We start from the raw sequence: 18,360 nt of genomic DNA on the forward strand, positions 1-18,360 counted from the left end.
AGTAATGAAGAAGTATTTATTTAGTATTACAGTTACTGTTTTAACTGTTTTAGGAGCAGTAGCTCAGGAGAAAATAGAGGTCATGAGATATGAGTATGAGGCAACGTTTAAACCATCTATTAAGTCAGACGAAATGTTTACAGAGTCTGTATTCTTAGATGTATGGGATACTTCTTCTCGTTTTTATTCTAAAGGATATGCTACTAGGGTAGAAAGCTTAGCTAATCCTAAGAATAGGGGGCTAATAGGTAAGTCTGTTAGTATGCCTAATGAACGAACTGAGTTTGAGGCAGTATTGGTAAAAGAAAGTAATAAGCTATTCTATTTACAGATGTTAACTGGTACATTACTTAAAATAGAAAGCCCACTTAATGAGGTCAAATGGAGTATTTCTGAGGATATAGAGGTGTATGAAGGGATGAAAGTACAGAAAGCAATAGGAGAATTAAATGGACGTATATGGACAGTATGGTTCACTTCTGAAATACCTATTATAGAAGGGCCTTATAAGTTTAAGAACCTGCCTGGGTTTGTAGTCAAAGCACAGGATGATAAAGCAGACTATACTTTTGAATTTAGAAAAAGTGAGAAAGCCCAAATATCAGTAGATTTCAACGAATACGAAATAGCAGGGCTTTACAAAACTACTGAGTTAATAAAGATAAGAGAGGTTAAAGCTAATATGACTATAAAACAAGGTTTGGCAGCTCAAAGAATAATTTTTGATGAACCTGATACAATAGAAAATCAACAGGAGATGAATCGAAAGAGGGGAGATGATACGAACTATCTTGAATGGTTAAAAAAGTAAGGTTATGAAGAAGTATTTATTTAGTATTACAGTTACTGTTTTAACTGTTTTAGGAGTAGTAGCTCAGGAGAAAATAGAGGTCATGCGATATGAATATGAGGCAACGTTTAAACCATCTATTAAGTCAGACGAAATGTTTACAGAGTCTGTATTCTTAGATGTATGGGATACTTCTTCTCGTTTTTATTCTAAAGGATATGCTACTAGGGTAGAACGTTTAGCTAAAAAAGAGAATAGCGGACTAATAGGTAAGTCGTTTAGTATGGCTGGTGAACAGACACGGCTTGAAGCGGTATTAGTAAAGGAAGCTAATAAACTATTTTATGTACAGAATGTGAGTGGTACTATGTTGAAGATAGAAAGTCCAGTTAATCAGGTCAAATGGAATATAGATGATACTGTAGAGGAGTTTGAAGGTATGAAGGTACAGAAAGCTATAGGTGAACTGAATGGGCGTAATTGGACAGTATGGTTTACTTCTGAAATTCCTATCATAGAAGGGCCATATAAGTTTAAGAACTTGCCTGGATTTGTAGTCAAAGCACAGGATGATAAGGAAGATTATGTTTTTGAGTTCAGAAAGAGTGAGAAAGTAGAAATACCAGTAGACTTCAACGAATATAAACAGGCTGGATTGTATAAAACTAGTGAGTTAGTCAAGCTAAGAGAGGTTAAGGCGAATATGACAGTTAAGCAGAATTTAGATAGTCAAGGTATGATTGTTTATTTTGAAGATACTGTTGAGAATCAACAGATGCTAAATAAGAAAGTGGGAAATAGTAGTAATTACCTTGAATGGTTAAAAAAGTAAGGTTATGAAGTATTTAATAGGATGTGTTGTACTATTTTTATTATCTATTCATAGTATGGCTCAAGAGAAAAAAGACTTTATGCGTTATGAGTACTCATTGACTTTTAAGCCTTATGATGTAAAAGTAATGCCTGATAGTCTTCCTATCACAGAGAAGTTCTATCTGGATATAGACGGGAGTAATTCTATGTTCTATGATGAGTTTACTTACCAAGAATTTGTTGCTGAATTAGAAGAGATAGAAATAGATATTCAAAATTCTCAAGTGCCTTGGATGGTTTCTAAAGACTCAGGTAGCATTATTCTTTATGAGATGATTAATTCGCTAGAAGCTTATAAAGTAAAACAGCCTCTTAATCTTATTCAATGGACTATCTCAAGTGAGATAGAAGAGTATCATGGTATGAAAGTACAGAAGGCAACTGGAGAACTAAGTGGACGTAATTGGACAGTATGGTTTACTACTGAGGTACCTATAATAGAAGGACCTTATAAGTTTAAAAATCTGCCAGGTTTTGTAGTAAAAGCAGAGGATAGCAATCAAGATTATATGTTTGAATTTATAGAGGGAACAAGAGTACATAATTACTGGGTTGAATTAAAGGAATTAGATTTTTTCAAGGAAGTAACAGGTAAACAATTAAATCGATTAAAAACATTAAACGCCAATAAAACTTATATGCAACTCATACAAGAAATAGGAGGAAAGTTAATGAATGATGACAAAGAACCTTCTGATTTTATGACTAAGAAATTTGGCAAAGAGCCTAATCCTATAGAGCTTTATTAGTAATTAACCAAACGACCTTATTAACGATGAAATATGTAATATATATACTTTTCTTTATAGTAGCCTTGCCTTTACAGGCACAAGTAGTTCTGAAGGGAAAAGTAAATGGTGAGAATAAACAAGCATTATCTAATGTAATTGTTTCTATACTTAATCCAGAGACTAATGCTGTAATAGCTTATGAGATGACGGATAGCAAAGGGACTTATCAGATACCTATCAAGTCTTCTCTAACAACATTAAAGATCAAGGCATCTATAGTGAACTACAGTGTATTTGAAAAAGTGATTGAGAATAAGTCTCAGGATATTCAAATTCAGTTAGTAGATGAGTTTACACAATTAGAAGAAATATTCGTTAAAGCTTCTCCTATTACTCAACACAATGATACTCTAGTATTTGATCTTAGCAAATTTGCAGGGAAGAATGATAGAGTACTAGAAGATGTGATAAAGAAGATGCCAGGAATGGAGGTGAAGAGTAATGGAGAAATAGAATATCAAGGTAAGCCTCTAAATAAGTTTTATGTAGAAGGGAAAGACTTGATGCAAGGAAGATATGGTGCTATTACTAAAGCCTTGCCTAATCTTCATGTTAGCAAGCTAGAGGTAATAGAAAACCATCAGCCGATTAAGATGCTAGAGGGAAAAGTACCTTCAGAGAGTCCTGCTATTAATATTAGATTAAAGAATAAAATAAGTTTAAGTGGTAGTGCTAAGATAGGAGTAGGTGGTGATCCCTTTTTATGGAATAGTACTATATCTCCGATGTTTTTTAGTAAAGGATTACAGTACTTAGTAAGTTATGATACTAATAATACAGGAGAAGACCTTACTAATAAATTTAGAGCATTTGGCTCTTTTGGTTCTTTTGATGTTTATAATTATACGAAGAGTACAGGCCAGGCGCTGTCTATGAGTACAACGTCTGCTCCTGGTATTGCTAAATCACGTTATTTAGACAATAGATCTCATTATGTTTCTGCTAACTTCTTAGTGAAGTTTACAGATAAGATAGAGATGAATACGAATGCTTTTTATAACAATGATGAGGTTAAGCAATCAGGAGCACAATCTACAGAGATTAGAAACTTAGACGCAAATGGCAATGTCAGTGATGTAATTAGATATAGTAGAAAAGATGAGAACAGATACTTTAAAGAAGCATTTAACTCTAAGTTTACGATTACGAAGAATACAAAAGACAATTACTTAAAAGATTATATAACGATTAATGTAAGTAGAAATAAAGAAAGAGGACTATTATTACAGAATAACGATCCTATTAATCAGAGTGTATTATCTCCTTCTTTTAGCTTACAGAATTCATTGAGTACCCTAGTACCAGTAGGTAGTAATAAGTTTGCTAACTTTAAGTCTATTATTGACTTTACAAGAGATAAACAAGATTATGATGTGGTAGCGAATGGCAATGTGAACTTCCCAGATCAAGATTTGAAGAAATACGATTTATTAAATCAGTCATTCTTAGACAATACTTTCTATACACAGAATGCTTTATCACTTTCGTGGAAGTACAGAAAGTGGACTTTTACAGAAGAGTATAGTTTATTGTATGAGAATAAGCGTTTTGAGACAGACTTATACGGATATAATACTCAGTCTGTTTGGCTAGGGGATAATTATCAGAATGATTTGACTTACAATAGATTTGTAAATCGTTTAAATTCTAGTGTTAATTTTAAGGGAGTGTCATGGGATATGACATTTACTGTGCCTATTATATGGTCATCTATGAAGTTAGATGATAAGTCTATAGATACGAAGACTACAAAGAATGCAGTAGATTTCTCACCATCATTATACCTGTCATATAAGATTAATAATATGTGGACATTAAGAGGAGGAAGTAACTTGAGTACTAGTTATACCCCTCTTGACCAACTGTACAGTCACTATATTTTTAGTGGACTAAACTTTACAGCATATAAGGCGAAGATAGAAGACACACAGAGTATTTTTTCTTGGTTTAGGTTTGAGTTTAAAAATCCTTTTAATGGAATATTCTTTAATGGGTCTTTAAATAATAACTACCAAGAGAGAAAGATTATATTATCACAGACAATTGATGAGAATGGACAGTCTGTTTTAGAAGCTTTAGAGCAAAAGAACATTTCAAATAATCAAAGTGCTAATATTAACCTAGGTAAGTTCTTTAGTGAGTATAGCTCTAATATTAAAGGAAGTTTCTCAGTTAATAAAGGTAAGTCAGAGATATTAGTAAATGAGTATCTAAGAGATGTGAATACCTATAACTATAATTATGGATTACAATTGACGAATAATTATTTTGATTGGTTAAACTTTACTTATGATTTTAATTATATGGAGACAGAGCGAAAAGATATGAAGCAGTCAACACATTCTTATGGCAACTCACATAATCTGCGTATAGACCTTATCCCTTTTAAATCACATAGTTTTATTTGGAAGCTAGATTATAAAGAAAATGTATTTAATAATCAGAAGTTTACTAATCGATTTATGGATGTTATGTATCGCTTTAAGTGGAATAAGAAGAAGATAGACTTTGACTTCGAGTGGAATAATATCCTGAATACAAAAGAATACGAACAAGTAGTAATCAATAGTATACAGACATCAACAACTAACTTTAAACTAAGACCTTCACAATTCTTAGTATCAGTGCGATTTAATTTTTAAATAGAATATAAAAAACCTCCAATCTTTAATAATTAAGATTGGAGGTTTTCTTTTGTGGTAAAGTGATATTATAAAAACTATTTATTGAAATTTTCTAAATCACGTACATTCTTTTGAACACTCACAGCAGCGAAAAGAGATAATAAATAAGAGATAGCATAGAACCCTTTTTCACTTAAAGTCATTTCTGCATTGATTAGTCCAATAGTTAGTAATGTTATACTTGCCATGGTACCAATCCACCCTAACGTATAGAAAATAGGGGTAACAGGTACACCTTCTATCTTATCTCTAACACTCTTTTGTAAAGCAACTACTGCAAATAACCCAAATAATATAAGTGTAAAGTAAAAACCTTTCTCACTTAATAAAATCTCTGCATTCCACAGACCTACGCAATAACTAGTGATTCCAAGTCCTAAAGCTATCCAAGCTACTAATATGTATATCGCTGAAGGTTTAAATCTCTCTAGATTAATAGTGTCACTCTGTAAGTGTACTCTATTAGTAGTACTAGATGATGTTGTATTTCTTGTTTCTGTTTTTTCTTCTTCTATCATATTTTTTTTGTATTAAAGAAGTAAATATATGTATAAATTTTTATAAAATTTAATATTGTATTTTTATTTTATTATGTATTGTGTTGTTTAATTGTTTGTTGTTTGTGCTTTTTATATGAATACTAATAAGGTTGTGTTGTTTTTAGTGATTGTCTTTATTGCTTTTTTATCTTTGTCAGATGTTAGAAATCCTTTACCAAGACGAGTATATAGTAGCGATTAATAAGCCACGTGATTTATTAGTACACAAATCTTTTATAGCAAGTGATATTCAGGAGTATGCTATTCAGATCTTAAGAGATCAGATAGGGCAGTATGTTTATCCAGTACATCGCTTAGACAGAAAGACATCAGGCGTATTATTGTTTGCTTTGGATAAAGAGATTCTAAAACAGCTTAATGATGACTTTGCTACCCGTAGTGTAGAGAAGAAGTATATCGCTATCGTGAGAGGATATACGATAGATGAAGAGACAATTGATTATGCTTTGACCAATGACAATGGTCAAGTACAAGAAGCCAAAACATATTACAAAACCTTGCAGAGAGTAGAGGTAGAAATGCCATTTGGTAAGCACTTGACTTCTCGTTATTCCTTGGTAGAAGCTTATCCTGAGACAGGAAGGCAACACCAATTGCGCAAACATTTTAAACATATCTTTCACCCTATTCTAGGGAGTCGCCCACATGGCTGTAATAAGCAGAATAAGCTTTGGCTTGACAGACATGGATTAGGAGCAATGTTATTGCATGCTTTAGAACTAAAATTTACACATCCTGTTACAAAGGAAGTCATAGAACTTAGAGCGACTATTGATGAGCAGTATCGCAAGTATAACGCTGTACTAGGCTTTGACTTAGAACAGTATTATTAGGTTGGCAGTTAACGGTGTATATTACGTCCACTACATAAAGTAGAGACGCATATCTTGCGTGTCACAGTAAATAAGATAATAGTGTTATAAAGCCTCAAAGTCAGGAGACTTTGCATTGAGAGATTACGTCCCCAACATAAAGTAAATACGCAATATTTTGCGTGTCACAGTAAATAAGATAATAGTGTTATAAAAGCTCAAAGTCAGTAGACTTTACAGCGAGATATGATAGACTAAACAGTATCACAACATCACAACATCACAAAAAAACGATTTCACAAAAAAAACATTACTCATATCTCAATGCTTCTACAGGATCTAGCTTAGCAGCTTTCATCGCAGGGTATAGCCCTGATATTATCGCAACAACGAAGGTAGTAGTAAAAGCAGCTATGATAGCTGTCCACGGCACTGTAAAACTAAAGCTCATGACTTGGGCTAAAGCATAAGCTGTTAGGATACCAAGTAAGGTGCCTAATAGCCCACCTAACTGACCGATGATGATTGTTTCAGTAAAGAACTGTATTGCTATTGTTTTCTTTTTAGCACCTAGAGATTTGCGAACACCTATCTCACGAGTACGTTCAGTGACAGATACGAGCATGATATTCATCAGTGCTATAGACGATCCTAGTATTGTGATTAGACCGATTACCCAGGCTGCTACATTCAGCATATTCACCTGTTTCATCATAGAGCGTATCAAATCATCACTGCGTTCGATACCAAAATTAGAAGGTTGAGCAGGAGTTAGTTTTCTGATATTTCTAAAGTCTATAGTAGCCTGATCTATGGCTTGATTAAGTAAGTTATCTTGTAATAGACCTATTTTGATATCATAGTTACCATGTGCAGTATTAAATATAGAGCGAGCAATCTTTATCGGGATAAAGATTCGTTGGTCTTCATTTTGACCAAAAGTACTTCCTTGCTCTTTCAGCATCCCTATTATTCTAAATTTGTACCCTCGGATAGAGATAACCTGACTTATCGGATTCTGATCTTTAAACATCTTTTTAGAAAAGTCAGAACCGATAACACATACGAAGTGATCATTAGTAATATCAGTATAACTGAAGTTTCTACCCTCCGTGACAGTTAATCCACTATTCGATAAGTAGTTCTCATCACATCCGATAATAGGGATTTCAGGATCTGTCTTCATGAAGTCATTTTTGACTTCGATATTCGAGGCAGCGTTAAAAGACAGAGATACATTAGCGAAAGGAAACAAAAACTCTCTTTTAAATGCCTGTGCTTCACTATAGGTAATAACAGGATTAACTTTTTGTACAGACTTATTCTTAGCCATTCTGTCTGCTACATCGTATCTCAATATCGTAAATGTATTTGCTCCCATAGAGGCAAAGTCATCTAATATTGTATTGCGTAGAGCAGAGACTACAGCTAATATTCCTACTAATGCCCATATACCGATCGCTATGATAAACACAGTGATACAAGTACGGAGTATCTGACTCTTAATACTTGTCAAGGCGATTCTCATGTTTTCGATTCCGATTTTAAACATATAGTAGTAGCAGTAATTAATATAGTTGTTAGAAGTAAAAATACACAAAAAAAGTTTAAACCTCACAGTTATCCTCTTTTCTTAAAATAAGTGACAAATACTCATACTTGCCCCTTTGATTCAATAGGAGTATTTTAAAAAAAGTAGTAGTTTTGTCTAATAATAATACATAAAAATTAATTAGAGATGGCAAAGAAACCTGGAATTCCAAAAGGTACAAGAGACTTTTCTCCAACAGAAGTAGCAAGAAGACAATACATCATGCAGACTATCCGACATGGATTTGAGAAATTTGGATTCCATCCCATCGAGACTCCTTCTTTCGAAAACCTTGATACACTACTTGGTAAGTATGGTGAAGAGGGTGATCGTTTAATTTTTAAGATTTTAAACTCAGGGGATTACTTAAGTAAAGTAGATGATACTGTATTAGAGAGTAAGAATAGTTTAAAACTAACGAATCAGATCTCTGAGAAGGCATTGCGTTATGACTTGACTGTGCCTTTTGCTCGTTATGTAGTAATGCACCAGAATGAGTTAGACTTCCCTTTTAAACGTTACCAAATGCAACCTGTATGGCGTGCAGACCGTCCACAGAAAGGTAGATATAGAGAGTTCTATCAGTGTGATGCTGATGTGATCGGATCTAAATCACTGTGGCAAGAGGTAGAGTTCGTTACACTATATGACAGAGTATTCACTGCATTAGGAGTACATGGAGTAACTATAAAACTAAACAATAGAAAGATATTAGCAGGTATTGCTGAGGTGATTGATGCAAGTGATAAGTTAATTGACTTTACTGTAGCTCTTGATAAACTAGATAAGATAGGGGAAGATGGAGTAAAAGCAGAAATGATCGAAAAAGGTATTGCTGCAGAGTCTATTGAAAAAGTAAAAGCATTGTTTAACTTCACAGGTACTTTTGAAGAGAAATTAGCGAAACTACGTGTGATGTTAGCTTCATCAGAAGAAGGATTAAAAGGAGTAGAAGAGTTAGCATTCGTAGGAAGAGAAGTAGCGCTTATTGGGCTACAGACAGCGAAATTAAACTTAGATGTGACTTTAGCTAGAGGACTTAATTACTATACAGGAGCGATCTTTGAGATTGGAGCACCTGAGACAGTACAGCTTGGATCTATAGGAGGAGGAGGTCGTTATGATGACCTTACAGGTATCTTCGGGCTTAAAGATATGAGCGGGGTAGGTATTTCATTCGGTTTAGACCGTATCTACTTAGTGATGGAAGAGCTAAATCTATTCCCAGAAACAGTAAGTACATCTTCTAAAGTGATGTTCTTAAATATGGGAGAAGATGAGATGAGCTATGGAGTACAAGCAGTGATGAAGCTAAGAGATGCTGGTATCCGTACAGAAGTTTACCCTGATAAAGCTAAAGTAGGTAAGCAATTCCAGTTCGCAGATAAGAAAGGAATTCCTTATGCAGTGTTAGTAGGATCTCAAGAAATCGCAGATCAGAAATATACACTAAAAGAATTAGCATCAGGTGAGCAGGAGGTATTATCATTAGAAGAGCTGATTGCTAAATTAAAATAACGAATAGTTTATTTTGAAATATAGAAGGTATGTGTTTACTTACACATACCTTTTTTTATGCCTATGAAGAAGAAGCTAAGAACACTAAGAGTAGATAACTCGGAGTACCTATATAGTATAGGAGGTACTTATATCGCTGATACAGAGGAGAGCATTTTCATTATGCGCATCTTTGTAGATAAGTATAGTAAGTATGCTTTATTCGTCCACTTCCGTGTGTTAGATGACTATTATGTAGGTAATCCACTTAATCATGGTGTGCTATTATATAATACAGCGTTAGAAAAAGAAATAGTAGTGAATTTAAATCGACCATTATTTATCCGTTTAGCCTTAGATTATGGATTAGAACAAGGGTGGAGGCCAACAAAAGAAAGACTAGAGTTAGATGGTTTAGATCTATTAGTACAGCATGGTTATCAGATCGATAAGCTATTAAAAAAGACTTATAGCAAATAAGGTGATAATACTCATCTTTTAATTGTTGTAATTCCGTAATTTTAAACTTGCAATACATTAATAATATTTCAATAAGATATGGGAAGTAAAAAACTAGGTAATAACCCGAAGATGATGATGTTTAGATTGTTATTTGAACAGAAACCATCTATAGACCTACAAGCAGTATTAGAAGAATTAAAACAAGTGTTTCCTAATGTAACCTTTGCAAAAGAGGCTAATGTGTTTACTTTCCCTGATTGTGAAGTAGAGTTCGAAGAGGGTATTGTGCCTGCGCAGTGTGTCGTGATGCATGCAGAGGATGACAGTATTAAGAAGATCGACCAGAAATATACAGAACAGAATTGGCATTGGGAAGAGGGAGCAGAGGTATTGAAGAATTGTCAATATGAAGTGTTAGTGACTGATTTTTTGAGTAGAAGTTTAGAACCTCGCATACGCATTGTATTAATGCAGCAGATGCTCTTTGCGATGGCTAAGGTAGCTCAGCCTACTATCATTGTTTCTGAGCACGGTGAGAAGTTGATTGATCCAGAAGTATTTATGAGAGACTGTCTAGATCCTAACTACGTTGCATTAGACTTAATGATCAATGTTCGTTTATATAATGTGAATCAGCCAGAGTATGGAAGTTTGTTAATGGATACAGTAGGGTTACATGCGTTAGGTATTTCTGATTTTCAGTTTTTCTTTGATGATGATACGATAGTGAATGAGGTAGCAGGTCGTCTATGGGACTATGCTTATTATTTAATGGAAGCAGGGGATGTCATAGAAGATGGAAATACAATAGAAGGGTTTGAGCCAGGAAGCAAATGGACTTGTCATAAGGAGTTCTCTTCGTCTCAACCTAGAAGAACAGTGATCAATGTAGTGATGAGTTAGTCAGAAAAGTAGACACTTACAATAGAATATATATAATTGAACCCTGAGGAGTAATAGTTTTTAAAAGATTATTGCTCCTTTTTTGTTTATACAGAGAAGCAGTATGAAAGAGAGATTGCAGGTATTATAGTACATTGAGGACTAAACTTGTTTTTTTATGAATAAATAGTAGGCGATATAGAGGAATCTATAATAGATAGTATTTATGATAAATAGTACCTATGATAGAATAAAATCTATCGTTCGTAAAGACTGACTTGCCGTTGAGTGGCATAATATATTTGTGATGTAAAGAAAAAATCTAAACAACAAATATTAATTTTATGCTTAAACGTAGTTTTTTGATATCTGCATTAGTAGTATCATCTTTTATTCAAGCTCAAGTTTTGACTACGAATACAGGTAGCCCTGTAGGAAGTAATCAACATTCTAAAACCATTGGTAATAATGGACAAGTATTATTAGAAGACATCCATTTAATAGAGAAGTTAGCTGCTTTTGACAGAGAGCGTATTCCTGAGAGAGTAGTACACGCTCGTGGAGCTGGAGCTTTCGGAGAGTTTGTAGCGAGTGCTGATTTTTCGGATGTGACGATGGCAGACTTTTTATCACAAGCAGGTAAGACAACGCCTGTGATGGTACGATTCTCTACTGTGACACATCAGCAAGGGTCACCAGAGACGTATAGAGACCCACGTGGTTTTGCGGTAAAGTTCTATACAGAGCAGGGGAATTATGACTTAGTAGGAAATAACCTTCCGGTATTCTTTATCAGGGATGCGATTAAGTTCCCTGATATGGTACACGCTTTTAAACCGTCTCCTTTGACTAATGGAGCATCAGATCCGAATAGGGTATTTGACTTCTTTTCTAATTTGCCAGAATCTACTCATATGTTTACTTGGCTGTTCTCTGATTACGGTATACCAGCTAACTTTAGACAGATGGAAGGGAATGGAGTACACGCATATAAATGGGTGAATGATAAAGGAGAAGTAACGTATGTAAAATATAAATGGGTACCTCGTCAGGAGATTAAAAACCTGACACAAGAAGAGGCTAACGCTATCCAAGCAACTTCAGTAGAGCACGCGACTTTAGACTTATATCACGCAATAGATCGAGGTGATTATCCTATCTGGGACTTATACGTACAGATGTTAAAGAGAGAAGACTTCGATGCCTTAGACTTTAATCCTGTAGATGTAACGAAGATTTGGCCAGCAGAGATAGCGAAGTCTGTAAAAGTAGGTACGATGACATTAAAGGCTAATCCTACGAACTACTTCCAACAGGTAGAACAAGCTGCCTTTGCACCTAGTACATTAGTGCCTGGTATAGAGCCTTCTGAGGATAAACTGTTACAAGGAAGATTATTCTCTTACGCAGATACACAACGTCACCGCTTAACAGGGAATTTCCAACAAATACCTGTTAATGCACCTAAGAATACAGCGACTACTTATAACCAGAATGGGTATATGTCTACACGTGTACAGTCTGGTGATGTGAACTATCAGCCATCTACTAATAAACCTGAAGTAGTAGATAATGCTAAGTTTATGTACTCTAAATCTGAGTTCTTTAAACCTGTTAGTACTACACAGCATGTGATAGATAAGGAGAATAACTTTAAACAAGCTGGTGATCTATATCGCTCGTTCTCTAAAAAAGACCAAGATAATTTAATCAAGAATTTGAGTGGAGCATTTAAGACGATTAAGAATAAGGTGATCGTGCATAAGATGATTGCTTATTTTTATCAAGCTGATAAAGAATATGGTACACGTCTATTAAAAGCAGTAGATATGAAGCTAGATGAGATAAAACCGTATTTAGCTCAATAATAGATATAGTATAAACAAGGATTCAGCATAGATACATTATCTACTCTATATGGCCCCACATCATATTTTATCAAGAGTATAGAAGAACAGATTTAGGTACAAGCTTATATTTTTATATTATTTACTTTCTACCATTGTTCTGTACCTAGATTTGCTTCTATGGATATGTATTTGTGTTGAATCTATTTTTAGTGTTAGTGATGAAACAATGGATGATAGTAGGACTGTTGTTATGTAGTGTTCAGATTAGTTTTGGGCAAGATATATTTACAGCCGCAAGAGAGAATAATACAGAGGAGGTAAAGCAGTTGATCAGTCAAAAGATAGATTTAAATCAAGTCAATGATCGTTCTTTTACTCCCTTAACGATAGCAGTGTATAACGATAGTAAGGAGGTAGTGAAGGTATTACTAGAAGCAGGAGTAGACCTAGAGAAACAAGATGCTATGGGCAATACAGCCTTGATAGGAGCTGTGTTTAAAAAGAATTTGACTTTGGTTAATTGGTTATTAGAGTCAGGTGCAGATGTCAATAGAAGGAATAGTAATGATGCTAGTCCTCTTATTTTTGCAGTAACTTTTGGGACTACTGATATTGTAGGTGCTTTACTAAAGGCAGGTGCAGATAAGACAGTAAAAGATAACAGAGGCAAGACAGCATTAGACCATGCCGTATTACAAGATAATAAAGAGATGATCTCACTCTTACAGTAAAGAATAAGGATCTAGATATAAGCGAACAATTACTTTTTAAATAGTAGAAAAGTAATTGTTCGCTTTTTTATTTTTAATTGTATTTTTATCATTCGTATTAGAATAAAAAAAGTAAGGAGATATGGAAGTGAGTAGTGTTGATTTTCAAAGTTTTATAGATAATTATTCTTCGTCTGATAGTGAGTGGTTAGCCCTAGATTGGAACGGAAAGTATGGAGCTAAGTTTAAAGATGATAATTACCTTTTTAGAATTCAGATAGCAGAGTTAGTTTGTCAGCAATTAGATACTGTAGATTTGCCTCTATTAAGAGAGTTATTTATCCATATCGGGACAGCGTCTAAACTTAATTTTTCAGTGTATAATAAGTTTCATTTATTAGCACAGACTTTATTAGAAAGAGGAGGGAAAGAGTATTTATTTGATTATCTATGTGCAGCTCATATTTCTTTTGATACTTTTTTGAGTACAGCTAATATAGAATTGAGTCAAGAGAGAATAGAAGAATTATTAGTGCACTTCGATTATTTAAAAGAAACGGAGTCAAATCTAGAAGTACAGAAACTACTGTCGGAGCATATGCGCGATAGATTAGAAAGATTAAAAAAGAAAATAAAAATATGAAAAGAATATTAGCAGTTTTATTCCTAGTGATGGGATTAAGTGGGTATAGTCAGGAGAGTAATCTGTCTGATGCTTCGGTAGAACGAATAAAATCCTTAATCACTTTGTTTGAGAATGAAGATAGAGAAGGTATTGCCAAGAGAATAGTCTATCCTCTGAAGCGAGAATACCCTTTGCCACCAGTGACTTCCGAGTTCGAATTTGTGAGTCGTTTTGAAGAGTTTTTTGTACCCGAGTTTTCAGCTAAGATAGCGAACTCTGTAATAGAAGAATACAGTCATATGGGATGGCGCGGTATTATGTTTGACTTGGGGAGAATGTGGTTGACAGAGAGCGGAGATATTTATCGCATTATCGATCAGACTGAACTAGAGAAGAAGATAAGAGAAGAAATGATTCAGGCAGATAAGAAGAGATTGCACAGAAGTGTGAATAAGTTCTTAGAACCATATGCTATTATTAAAACGGGACAAGATATCTGGCGTATAGATAGAAAAGATGAGAAAGTAATGCGCTTAACAATATGGAACGACGGTAAGCTAGTATCTGATGTCCCTGACCTGATTCTAGAAGGAACTGAAGATATACAAGGTACAATGGGTAATAGAGTACTGTATTTTAAAGATAAAAAGGCGAATGATATGATCACGATCTTAATGGATAATCCTGAGTCAGAAGTAGCACATGAAGTAACTATCGTTAAAACAGATAGTGAAGGAAATGAAGTAAGCCTAAAAGGACAATCTGATAATTAGATCATAAACCATCTAATATAATGAAGCTGTAACAGAGATGTTACAGCTTTTTTTGTTCTGTAGTATTAGCTTTATAGTAAACTAAGTTTAGTCTTATAGCAGATATTTCGATATTGTTTATGGTTTAAGTAGGTATTGCCTCCGTTTTTTTACTTGATTTAACGGACACACTACGGACTCATAACGGACTCACTACGGACTCACCTCAACTCATTTTAAGAGGAGATAGGAAGGAGAGTAGTGTAAAATAGGTATAAAGATTACAATAAATTAGCCTAGTTATATTACAAGTGTAATATAACTATAGCAAGGAGGTAATGATATAAATAAGTAACCCTACTAGTCCTCCCACTAGAGTACCGTTGATACGGATATACTGTAAGTCTTTACCTACTTCTAGTTCTAGTTTATCACTTAGTTCGCGACCATCCCAGCTATCTACAGTATTTCTGATTAGTTGCCCTACTTCTTTTGTGTTTTTAAGAGCTACTTTATAGATGGTGTGTTGTATCCACTTATTGATCTTTATTTTATTTTCTTCGTTATTCTCTAAGTCTAGTGCTATTTTAGACAGGCTATTAGAGATATACTTACGCAGTACTGAGTTATTGTCCTCTAGTTGTACGAGTAGATTCTCTTTTGTAGAATGCCATAGGTCTTGCATATACGTATGAATAGTATCATCAGTAATGAATTGACCTATGATTTCATCGAACTTAGCTTTCCACATAGGAGAAGCTTCTATATCTACAGCGAGCATTTCTAACCTTAGGGTAATCTCTTTTCTTATTTTGTGATTAGGGTCTTTTTCTATATCACTTAAGAAGGTATTCATACCGCTGATAAGTTGATTCGTCACCGCTTTACCTCCGATAAGCCCTAAGATAGGTTTTTTTTCTACGACATTGTCATATATTTCTTGGCGGTGTTCTTCTACATAGAGTTGTGCCTTAGGCAAGATAATATCTAATAATCTGTTGTGTTCATTCTTTTCGATAGCATAGGTGACTCCTTGTGATACAAAGCTTTGAATATTAATAGCTGCGATACCTTCTTTCGCTTTTGAAGTCATCAGTGCGATGATTGTTTCGTCCTCTAGTTCAGCGAGTATTCGTTTGGCTAGTGAAGTAATCTCATGTTCTAAAATGATTTGATTATTAGGCTTGTTTAACCAAGTAGAAATCATATTCGCTAAATCAACTTTCTCCACATAAGGTCTGATATTATCTGACGTCAAGAAGTTATCTGTGACAAAGTCTCCTAGGTTATCTCCAATCTTGTTTTTGCTATTGACAATAAGATTAGTATGCGGAATGGGCATGCCCATCGGATGTCTAAAAAGAGCTGTCACCGCAAACCAGTCTGCTAGTGCCCCGACCATCGCAGCTTCTGAGAATGCCTTGACATATCCCATCCACGAAGCAGGTGAATGTCTGATGGCATATACCATAGAGATATAGAGAATAGCCATAAGTATAAATAGACCAGTAGCTATGCGTTTATGCTTTTGTAACTGTTTTTTCTTTTCATTCATAGTGCTGTATTTATAGCTAATGTAATGAAAAAAGAGAGCTTAGAAGCTCTCTTTTATGGTAAATGTCATTAATTCGTATGTCTTAGGATGTCTAAAAGTGATACTTTCTGCGTGTAGATATAGTCTGTCTGCTTTGGTACCATATAGGTCATCACCTACTATAGGTGTGTTTAGTCCTTTTGGGTGTGAGGCATGCATACGCAGCTGATGGGTACGCCCTGTGATAGGATAGAAGTACACTTTCGTCTTGCCATCTTTTCGTTCTATCACTTCGTATCTAGTCTTGGCATACTTTCCATATTCATAGCATACCATCTGTCTAGGTCTATCGTCAAAGTCTATTCTCAACGGTAGTTCTATAATCCCTTCGTCTTCTGCTATGATACCATCAAGTATAGCGACATATCTCTTCTCTAAGCTCTTCTTTATAAACTGGCTCTGTAGTGCTTTATGAGAGTCTTTATCCTTAGCAATGATTAAGATACCTGATGTAGGCATGTCTAATCGGTGTACGATAAGAGGTCCTGTAGCATTAGGGTAGCGAAGTTTCATACGCTCATATACAGAGTCTAGTATATAAATACCAGGTACAGATAAGAAGTCTTCAGGCTTATTGACAATAGCGAAGTACTCATCCTCATAGACTACCTCAATAGGTCTGTTAAGAGCAGGGTTTATTAGTAGTGGGTTATCATCTACTTCTAAGCCTTCTAGCATATGTCCTAAAATAGGCTCACACTTACTGCGACAAGAAGGGTAGAAGTGCTGATGCTTGCGAATCTCTGACTTCGGAGACTCTCCCCACCAGAATTCTCCTAAGGCAATAGGCGTATAATTATGCTCATAGGCGTATTGCATCAGTTTAGGAGCGGCACAGTCTCCAGCAGCAGCAGGTGGCTGTTGTAATACTGTCTTTTCGAAGATCTCTAATAAGCTTTGTTCCTCTCCTTTATAATTTAAGAATTTGTAAGAAGCGAATAGTTTTTGCTGTAGTCCATTAGACTTTTGTTTGCGTTCTTCTTTTAGGTTATTTAGCTCCTCTTCTATACTTGTCGTGATATCTCTAGTCGTAGTGATTTGCTCTTGCCAATATTCTGTCAGTACGCGCAACTCATATTTATCTCTTAAACTCTGTTTGACTAAGTCATCATTTAATAGCTGAAATTCTTCAGGAGAGAGTATAGCTTCCTGTTCTTTTCGGATGGCTTTTCGCTCGTTTTTTTGTTTTTTATGTTGTGCTTTCTTTTCTTCGATGGCTGTTTTTTCATCAGCTATCTGTTGTTTCAATAAAGCTTTGGCATTGCTATACACAGAATCTGCTTCTAGTTTTTCTATTTTGGCATTGATAGCATTAATTGCTTTTACCTCTACATCTTCTCTTGCAAAAAAGCCGTCTTCATTCCACAGGTCAAAGATTAGTGGTACATATCCTTCTAGGTCTGTATGACTGCCTAGCTTACCAGAGAAGCCTGCTAAGTAGCCTAGTTCTCCTTTTTCATTTTTTACTACTAGTACACCAAACATCTTACCTGTAGGTAGACAGTTCTCATTCTCTGTGTCAAATAGCGGTGCTATAAGCGGATGTGTGCTTAGTTCACGTTGTAACTCTTCTGCTGCTAGTACGGTTAGGGGATGAGGTTCGTAATAAAAAGGGAAAGTAAACTTAGTCGGCAGTGTTATAGACTGCACATCACTGGTAAACTTTCTGAAGATAGCTTTAGGCTGAGACATGTAATTCTAATTTTTAGACTGCAAAATTAAGGATAAAAGGGAGATGGGAAAGAGCATTGTTTTAAAATATTATAATTCATATTTAGCTATTTCAAAAAGTATTTGATAATTATTAAAAGATGTAAAACTATTTTTGTAGTTTAGTAACTAATTAATTAGTTATTTAGACAAGGTAAAATATCTTGTTATATAAAG

Annotated in this window: 16 protein-coding genes; 12 read left to right on the forward strand and 4 right to left on the reverse strand. The window is 34.7% G+C overall.

Annotated features, from left to right (window positions below; genetic code table 11):
* Window positions 1-4 precede the first annotated feature (4 nt).
* From BK054_RS10165 to BK054_RS10180, 4 genes are read left to right on the forward strand one after another with little or no spacing between them, the layout of a single operon-like run.
* On the forward strand, window positions 5-811 hold the full coding sequence (locus tag BK054_RS10165) for a GLPGLI family protein (protein ID WP_006266510.1): 807 nt from the start codon (window positions 5-7) through the stop codon (window positions 809-811).
* Window positions 812-815: 4 nt separating this feature from the next.
* The gene (locus BK054_RS10170; protein WP_006263067.1) at window positions 816-1,622 is read left to right on the forward strand and encodes a GLPGLI family protein; all 807 of its coding nucleotides are present in this window, start codon (window positions 816-818) and stop codon (window positions 1,620-1,622) included.
* A 4-nt stretch (window positions 1,623-1,626) separates the two neighbouring features.
* The gene (locus tag BK054_RS10175) at window positions 1,627-2,412 is read left to right on the forward strand and encodes a GLPGLI family protein (RefSeq protein ID WP_006266511.1); all 786 of its coding nucleotides are present in this window, start codon (window positions 1,627-1,629) and stop codon (window positions 2,410-2,412) included.
* Between the two features lie 26 nt (window positions 2,413-2,438).
* Window positions 2,439-5,096, forward strand: a complete 2,658-nt coding sequence (locus BK054_RS10180; protein WP_058699331.1) for a TonB-dependent receptor — start codon at window positions 2,439-2,441, stop codon at window positions 5,094-5,096.
* A 77-nt stretch (window positions 5,097-5,173) separates the two neighbouring features.
* Here the strand turns inward: BK054_RS10180 and yiaA are convergent, their stop codons facing one another.
* On the reverse strand, window positions 5,174-5,656 hold the full coding sequence (yiaA, locus tag BK054_RS10185; RefSeq protein ID WP_006263070.1) for an inner membrane protein YiaA: 483 nt from the start codon (window positions 5,654-5,656) through the stop codon (window positions 5,174-5,176).
* 179 nt (window positions 5,657-5,835) lie between these two features.
* On the opposite strand from yiaA, the gene BK054_RS10190 reads away from it, so the two are divergent.
* Window positions 5,836-6,531: a pseudouridine synthase gene (locus BK054_RS10190; protein WP_058699332.1), complete on the forward strand. Its 696-nt coding sequence runs from the start codon at window positions 5,836-5,838 to the stop codon at window positions 6,529-6,531.
* A gap of 289 nt (window positions 6,532-6,820) precedes the next feature.
* On the opposite strand, the gene BK054_RS10195 is transcribed toward BK054_RS10190, so the two are convergent.
* A complete protein-coding gene (locus tag BK054_RS10195; RefSeq protein WP_058699333.1) occupies window positions 6,821-8,062 on the reverse strand; it encodes an ABC transporter permease in 1,242 nt (413 codons plus the stop codon).
* 186 nt (window positions 8,063-8,248) lie between these two features.
* Here BK054_RS10195 and hisS point away from each other — a divergent pair, with 186 nt between their 5' ends.
* From hisS to BK054_RS10230, 7 genes are all read left to right on the forward strand, one after another.
* Window positions 8,249-9,619, forward strand: coding sequence for a histidine--tRNA ligase (hisS, locus tag BK054_RS10200; RefSeq protein ID WP_058699334.1), 1,371 nt, complete (start codon window positions 8,249-8,251; stop codon window positions 9,617-9,619).
* Window positions 9,620-9,682: 63 nt separating this feature from the next.
* Window positions 9,683-10,078 carry a hypothetical protein gene (locus BK054_RS10205; protein WP_230493112.1) on the forward strand — a complete coding sequence of 132 codons (396 nt, stop codon included), beginning with the start codon at window positions 9,683-9,685 and terminating at the stop codon, window positions 10,076-10,078.
* 78 nt (window positions 10,079-10,156) lie between these two features.
* Complete coding sequence (locus BK054_RS10210) at window positions 10,157-10,963, forward strand: DUF4261 domain-containing protein (RefSeq protein ID WP_025124125.1); 807 nt, start codon at window positions 10,157-10,159, stop codon at window positions 10,961-10,963.
* Between the two features lie 323 nt (window positions 10,964-11,286).
* Complete coding sequence (locus BK054_RS10215) at window positions 11,287-12,810, forward strand: catalase (protein ID WP_006266515.1); 1,524 nt, start codon at window positions 11,287-11,289, stop codon at window positions 12,808-12,810.
* A gap of 200 nt (window positions 12,811-13,010) precedes the next feature.
* A complete protein-coding gene (locus BK054_RS10220; protein ID WP_230493111.1) occupies window positions 13,011-13,523 on the forward strand; it encodes an ankyrin repeat domain-containing protein in 513 nt (170 codons plus the stop codon).
* 121 nt (window positions 13,524-13,644) lie between these two features.
* Complete coding sequence (locus BK054_RS10225; protein ID WP_006266517.1) at window positions 13,645-14,145, forward strand: hypothetical protein; 501 nt, start codon at window positions 13,645-13,647, stop codon at window positions 14,143-14,145.
* The gene (locus BK054_RS10230) at window positions 14,142-14,900 is read left to right on the forward strand and encodes a hypothetical protein (RefSeq protein WP_006266518.1); all 759 of its coding nucleotides are present in this window, start codon (window positions 14,142-14,144) and stop codon (window positions 14,898-14,900) included. Before BK054_RS10225 ends, BK054_RS10230 begins: the two co-directional genes overlap by 4 nt.
* A 301-nt stretch (window positions 14,901-15,201) precedes the next feature.
* Here BK054_RS10230 and BK054_RS10235 read toward each other — a convergent pair whose 3' ends face one another.
* On the reverse strand, window positions 15,202-16,434 hold the full coding sequence (locus BK054_RS10235; protein ID WP_006266519.1) for a DUF445 domain-containing protein: 1,233 nt from the start codon (window positions 16,432-16,434) through the stop codon (window positions 15,202-15,204).
* A gap of 39 nt (window positions 16,435-16,473) precedes the next feature.
* A complete protein-coding gene (locus tag BK054_RS10240; RefSeq protein ID WP_006266520.1) occupies window positions 16,474-18,165 on the reverse strand; it encodes an RluA family pseudouridine synthase in 1,692 nt (563 codons plus the stop codon).
* Between the last annotated feature and the right edge of the window lie 195 nt (window positions 18,166-18,360).

Source organism: Myroides sp. ZB35, from assembly GCF_001865835.1.
Lineage (GTDB): Bacteria > Bacteroidota > Bacteroidia > Flavobacteriales > Flavobacteriaceae > Flavobacterium > Flavobacterium odoratimimum.

Bases quoted from the DNA above. Each gene is read 5' to 3' on its own strand.
- BK054_RS10165 (WP_006266510.1), top strand. From the start codon at position 5: ATGAAGAAGTATTTATTTAGTATTACAGTTACTGTTTTAACTGTTTTA.
- BK054_RS10170 (WP_006263067.1), top strand. From the start codon at position 816: ATGAAGAAGTATTTATTTAGTATTACAGTTACTGTTTTAACTGTTTTA.
- BK054_RS10175 (WP_006266511.1), top strand. From the start codon at position 1,627: ATGAAGTATTTAATAGGATGTGTTGTACTATTTTTATTATCTATTCAT.
- BK054_RS10180 (WP_058699331.1), top strand. From the start codon at position 2,439: ATGAAATATGTAATATATATACTTTTCTTTATAGTAGCCTTGCCTTTA.
- yiaA (WP_006263070.1), bottom strand. From the start codon at position 5,656: ATGATAGAAGAAGAAAAAACAGAAACAAGAAATACAACATCATCTAGT.
- BK054_RS10190 (WP_058699332.1), top strand. From the start codon at position 5,836: ATGTTAGAAATCCTTTACCAAGACGAGTATATAGTAGCGATTAATAAG.
- BK054_RS10195 (WP_058699333.1), bottom strand. From the start codon at position 8,062: ATGTTTAAAATCGGAATCGAAAACATGAGAATCGCCTTGACAAGTATT.
- hisS (WP_058699334.1), top strand. From the start codon at position 8,249: ATGGCAAAGAAACCTGGAATTCCAAAAGGTACAAGAGACTTTTCTCCA.
- BK054_RS10205 (WP_230493112.1), top strand. From the start codon at position 9,683: ATGAAGAAGAAGCTAAGAACACTAAGAGTAGATAACTCGGAGTACCTA.
- BK054_RS10210 (WP_025124125.1), top strand. From the start codon at position 10,157: ATGGGAAGTAAAAAACTAGGTAATAACCCGAAGATGATGATGTTTAGA.
- BK054_RS10215 (WP_006266515.1), top strand. From the start codon at position 11,287: ATGCTTAAACGTAGTTTTTTGATATCTGCATTAGTAGTATCATCTTTT.
- BK054_RS10220 (WP_230493111.1), top strand. From the start codon at position 13,011: ATGAAACAATGGATGATAGTAGGACTGTTGTTATGTAGTGTTCAGATT.
- BK054_RS10225 (WP_006266517.1), top strand. From the start codon at position 13,645: ATGGAAGTGAGTAGTGTTGATTTTCAAAGTTTTATAGATAATTATTCT.
- BK054_RS10230 (WP_006266518.1), top strand. From the start codon at position 14,142: ATGAAAAGAATATTAGCAGTTTTATTCCTAGTGATGGGATTAAGTGGG.
- BK054_RS10235 (WP_006266519.1), bottom strand. From the start codon at position 16,434: ATGAATGAAAAGAAAAAACAGTTACAAAAGCATAAACGCATAGCTACT.
- BK054_RS10240 (WP_006266520.1), bottom strand. From the start codon at position 18,165: ATGTCTCAGCCTAAAGCTATCTTCAGAAAGTTTACCAGTGATGTGCAG.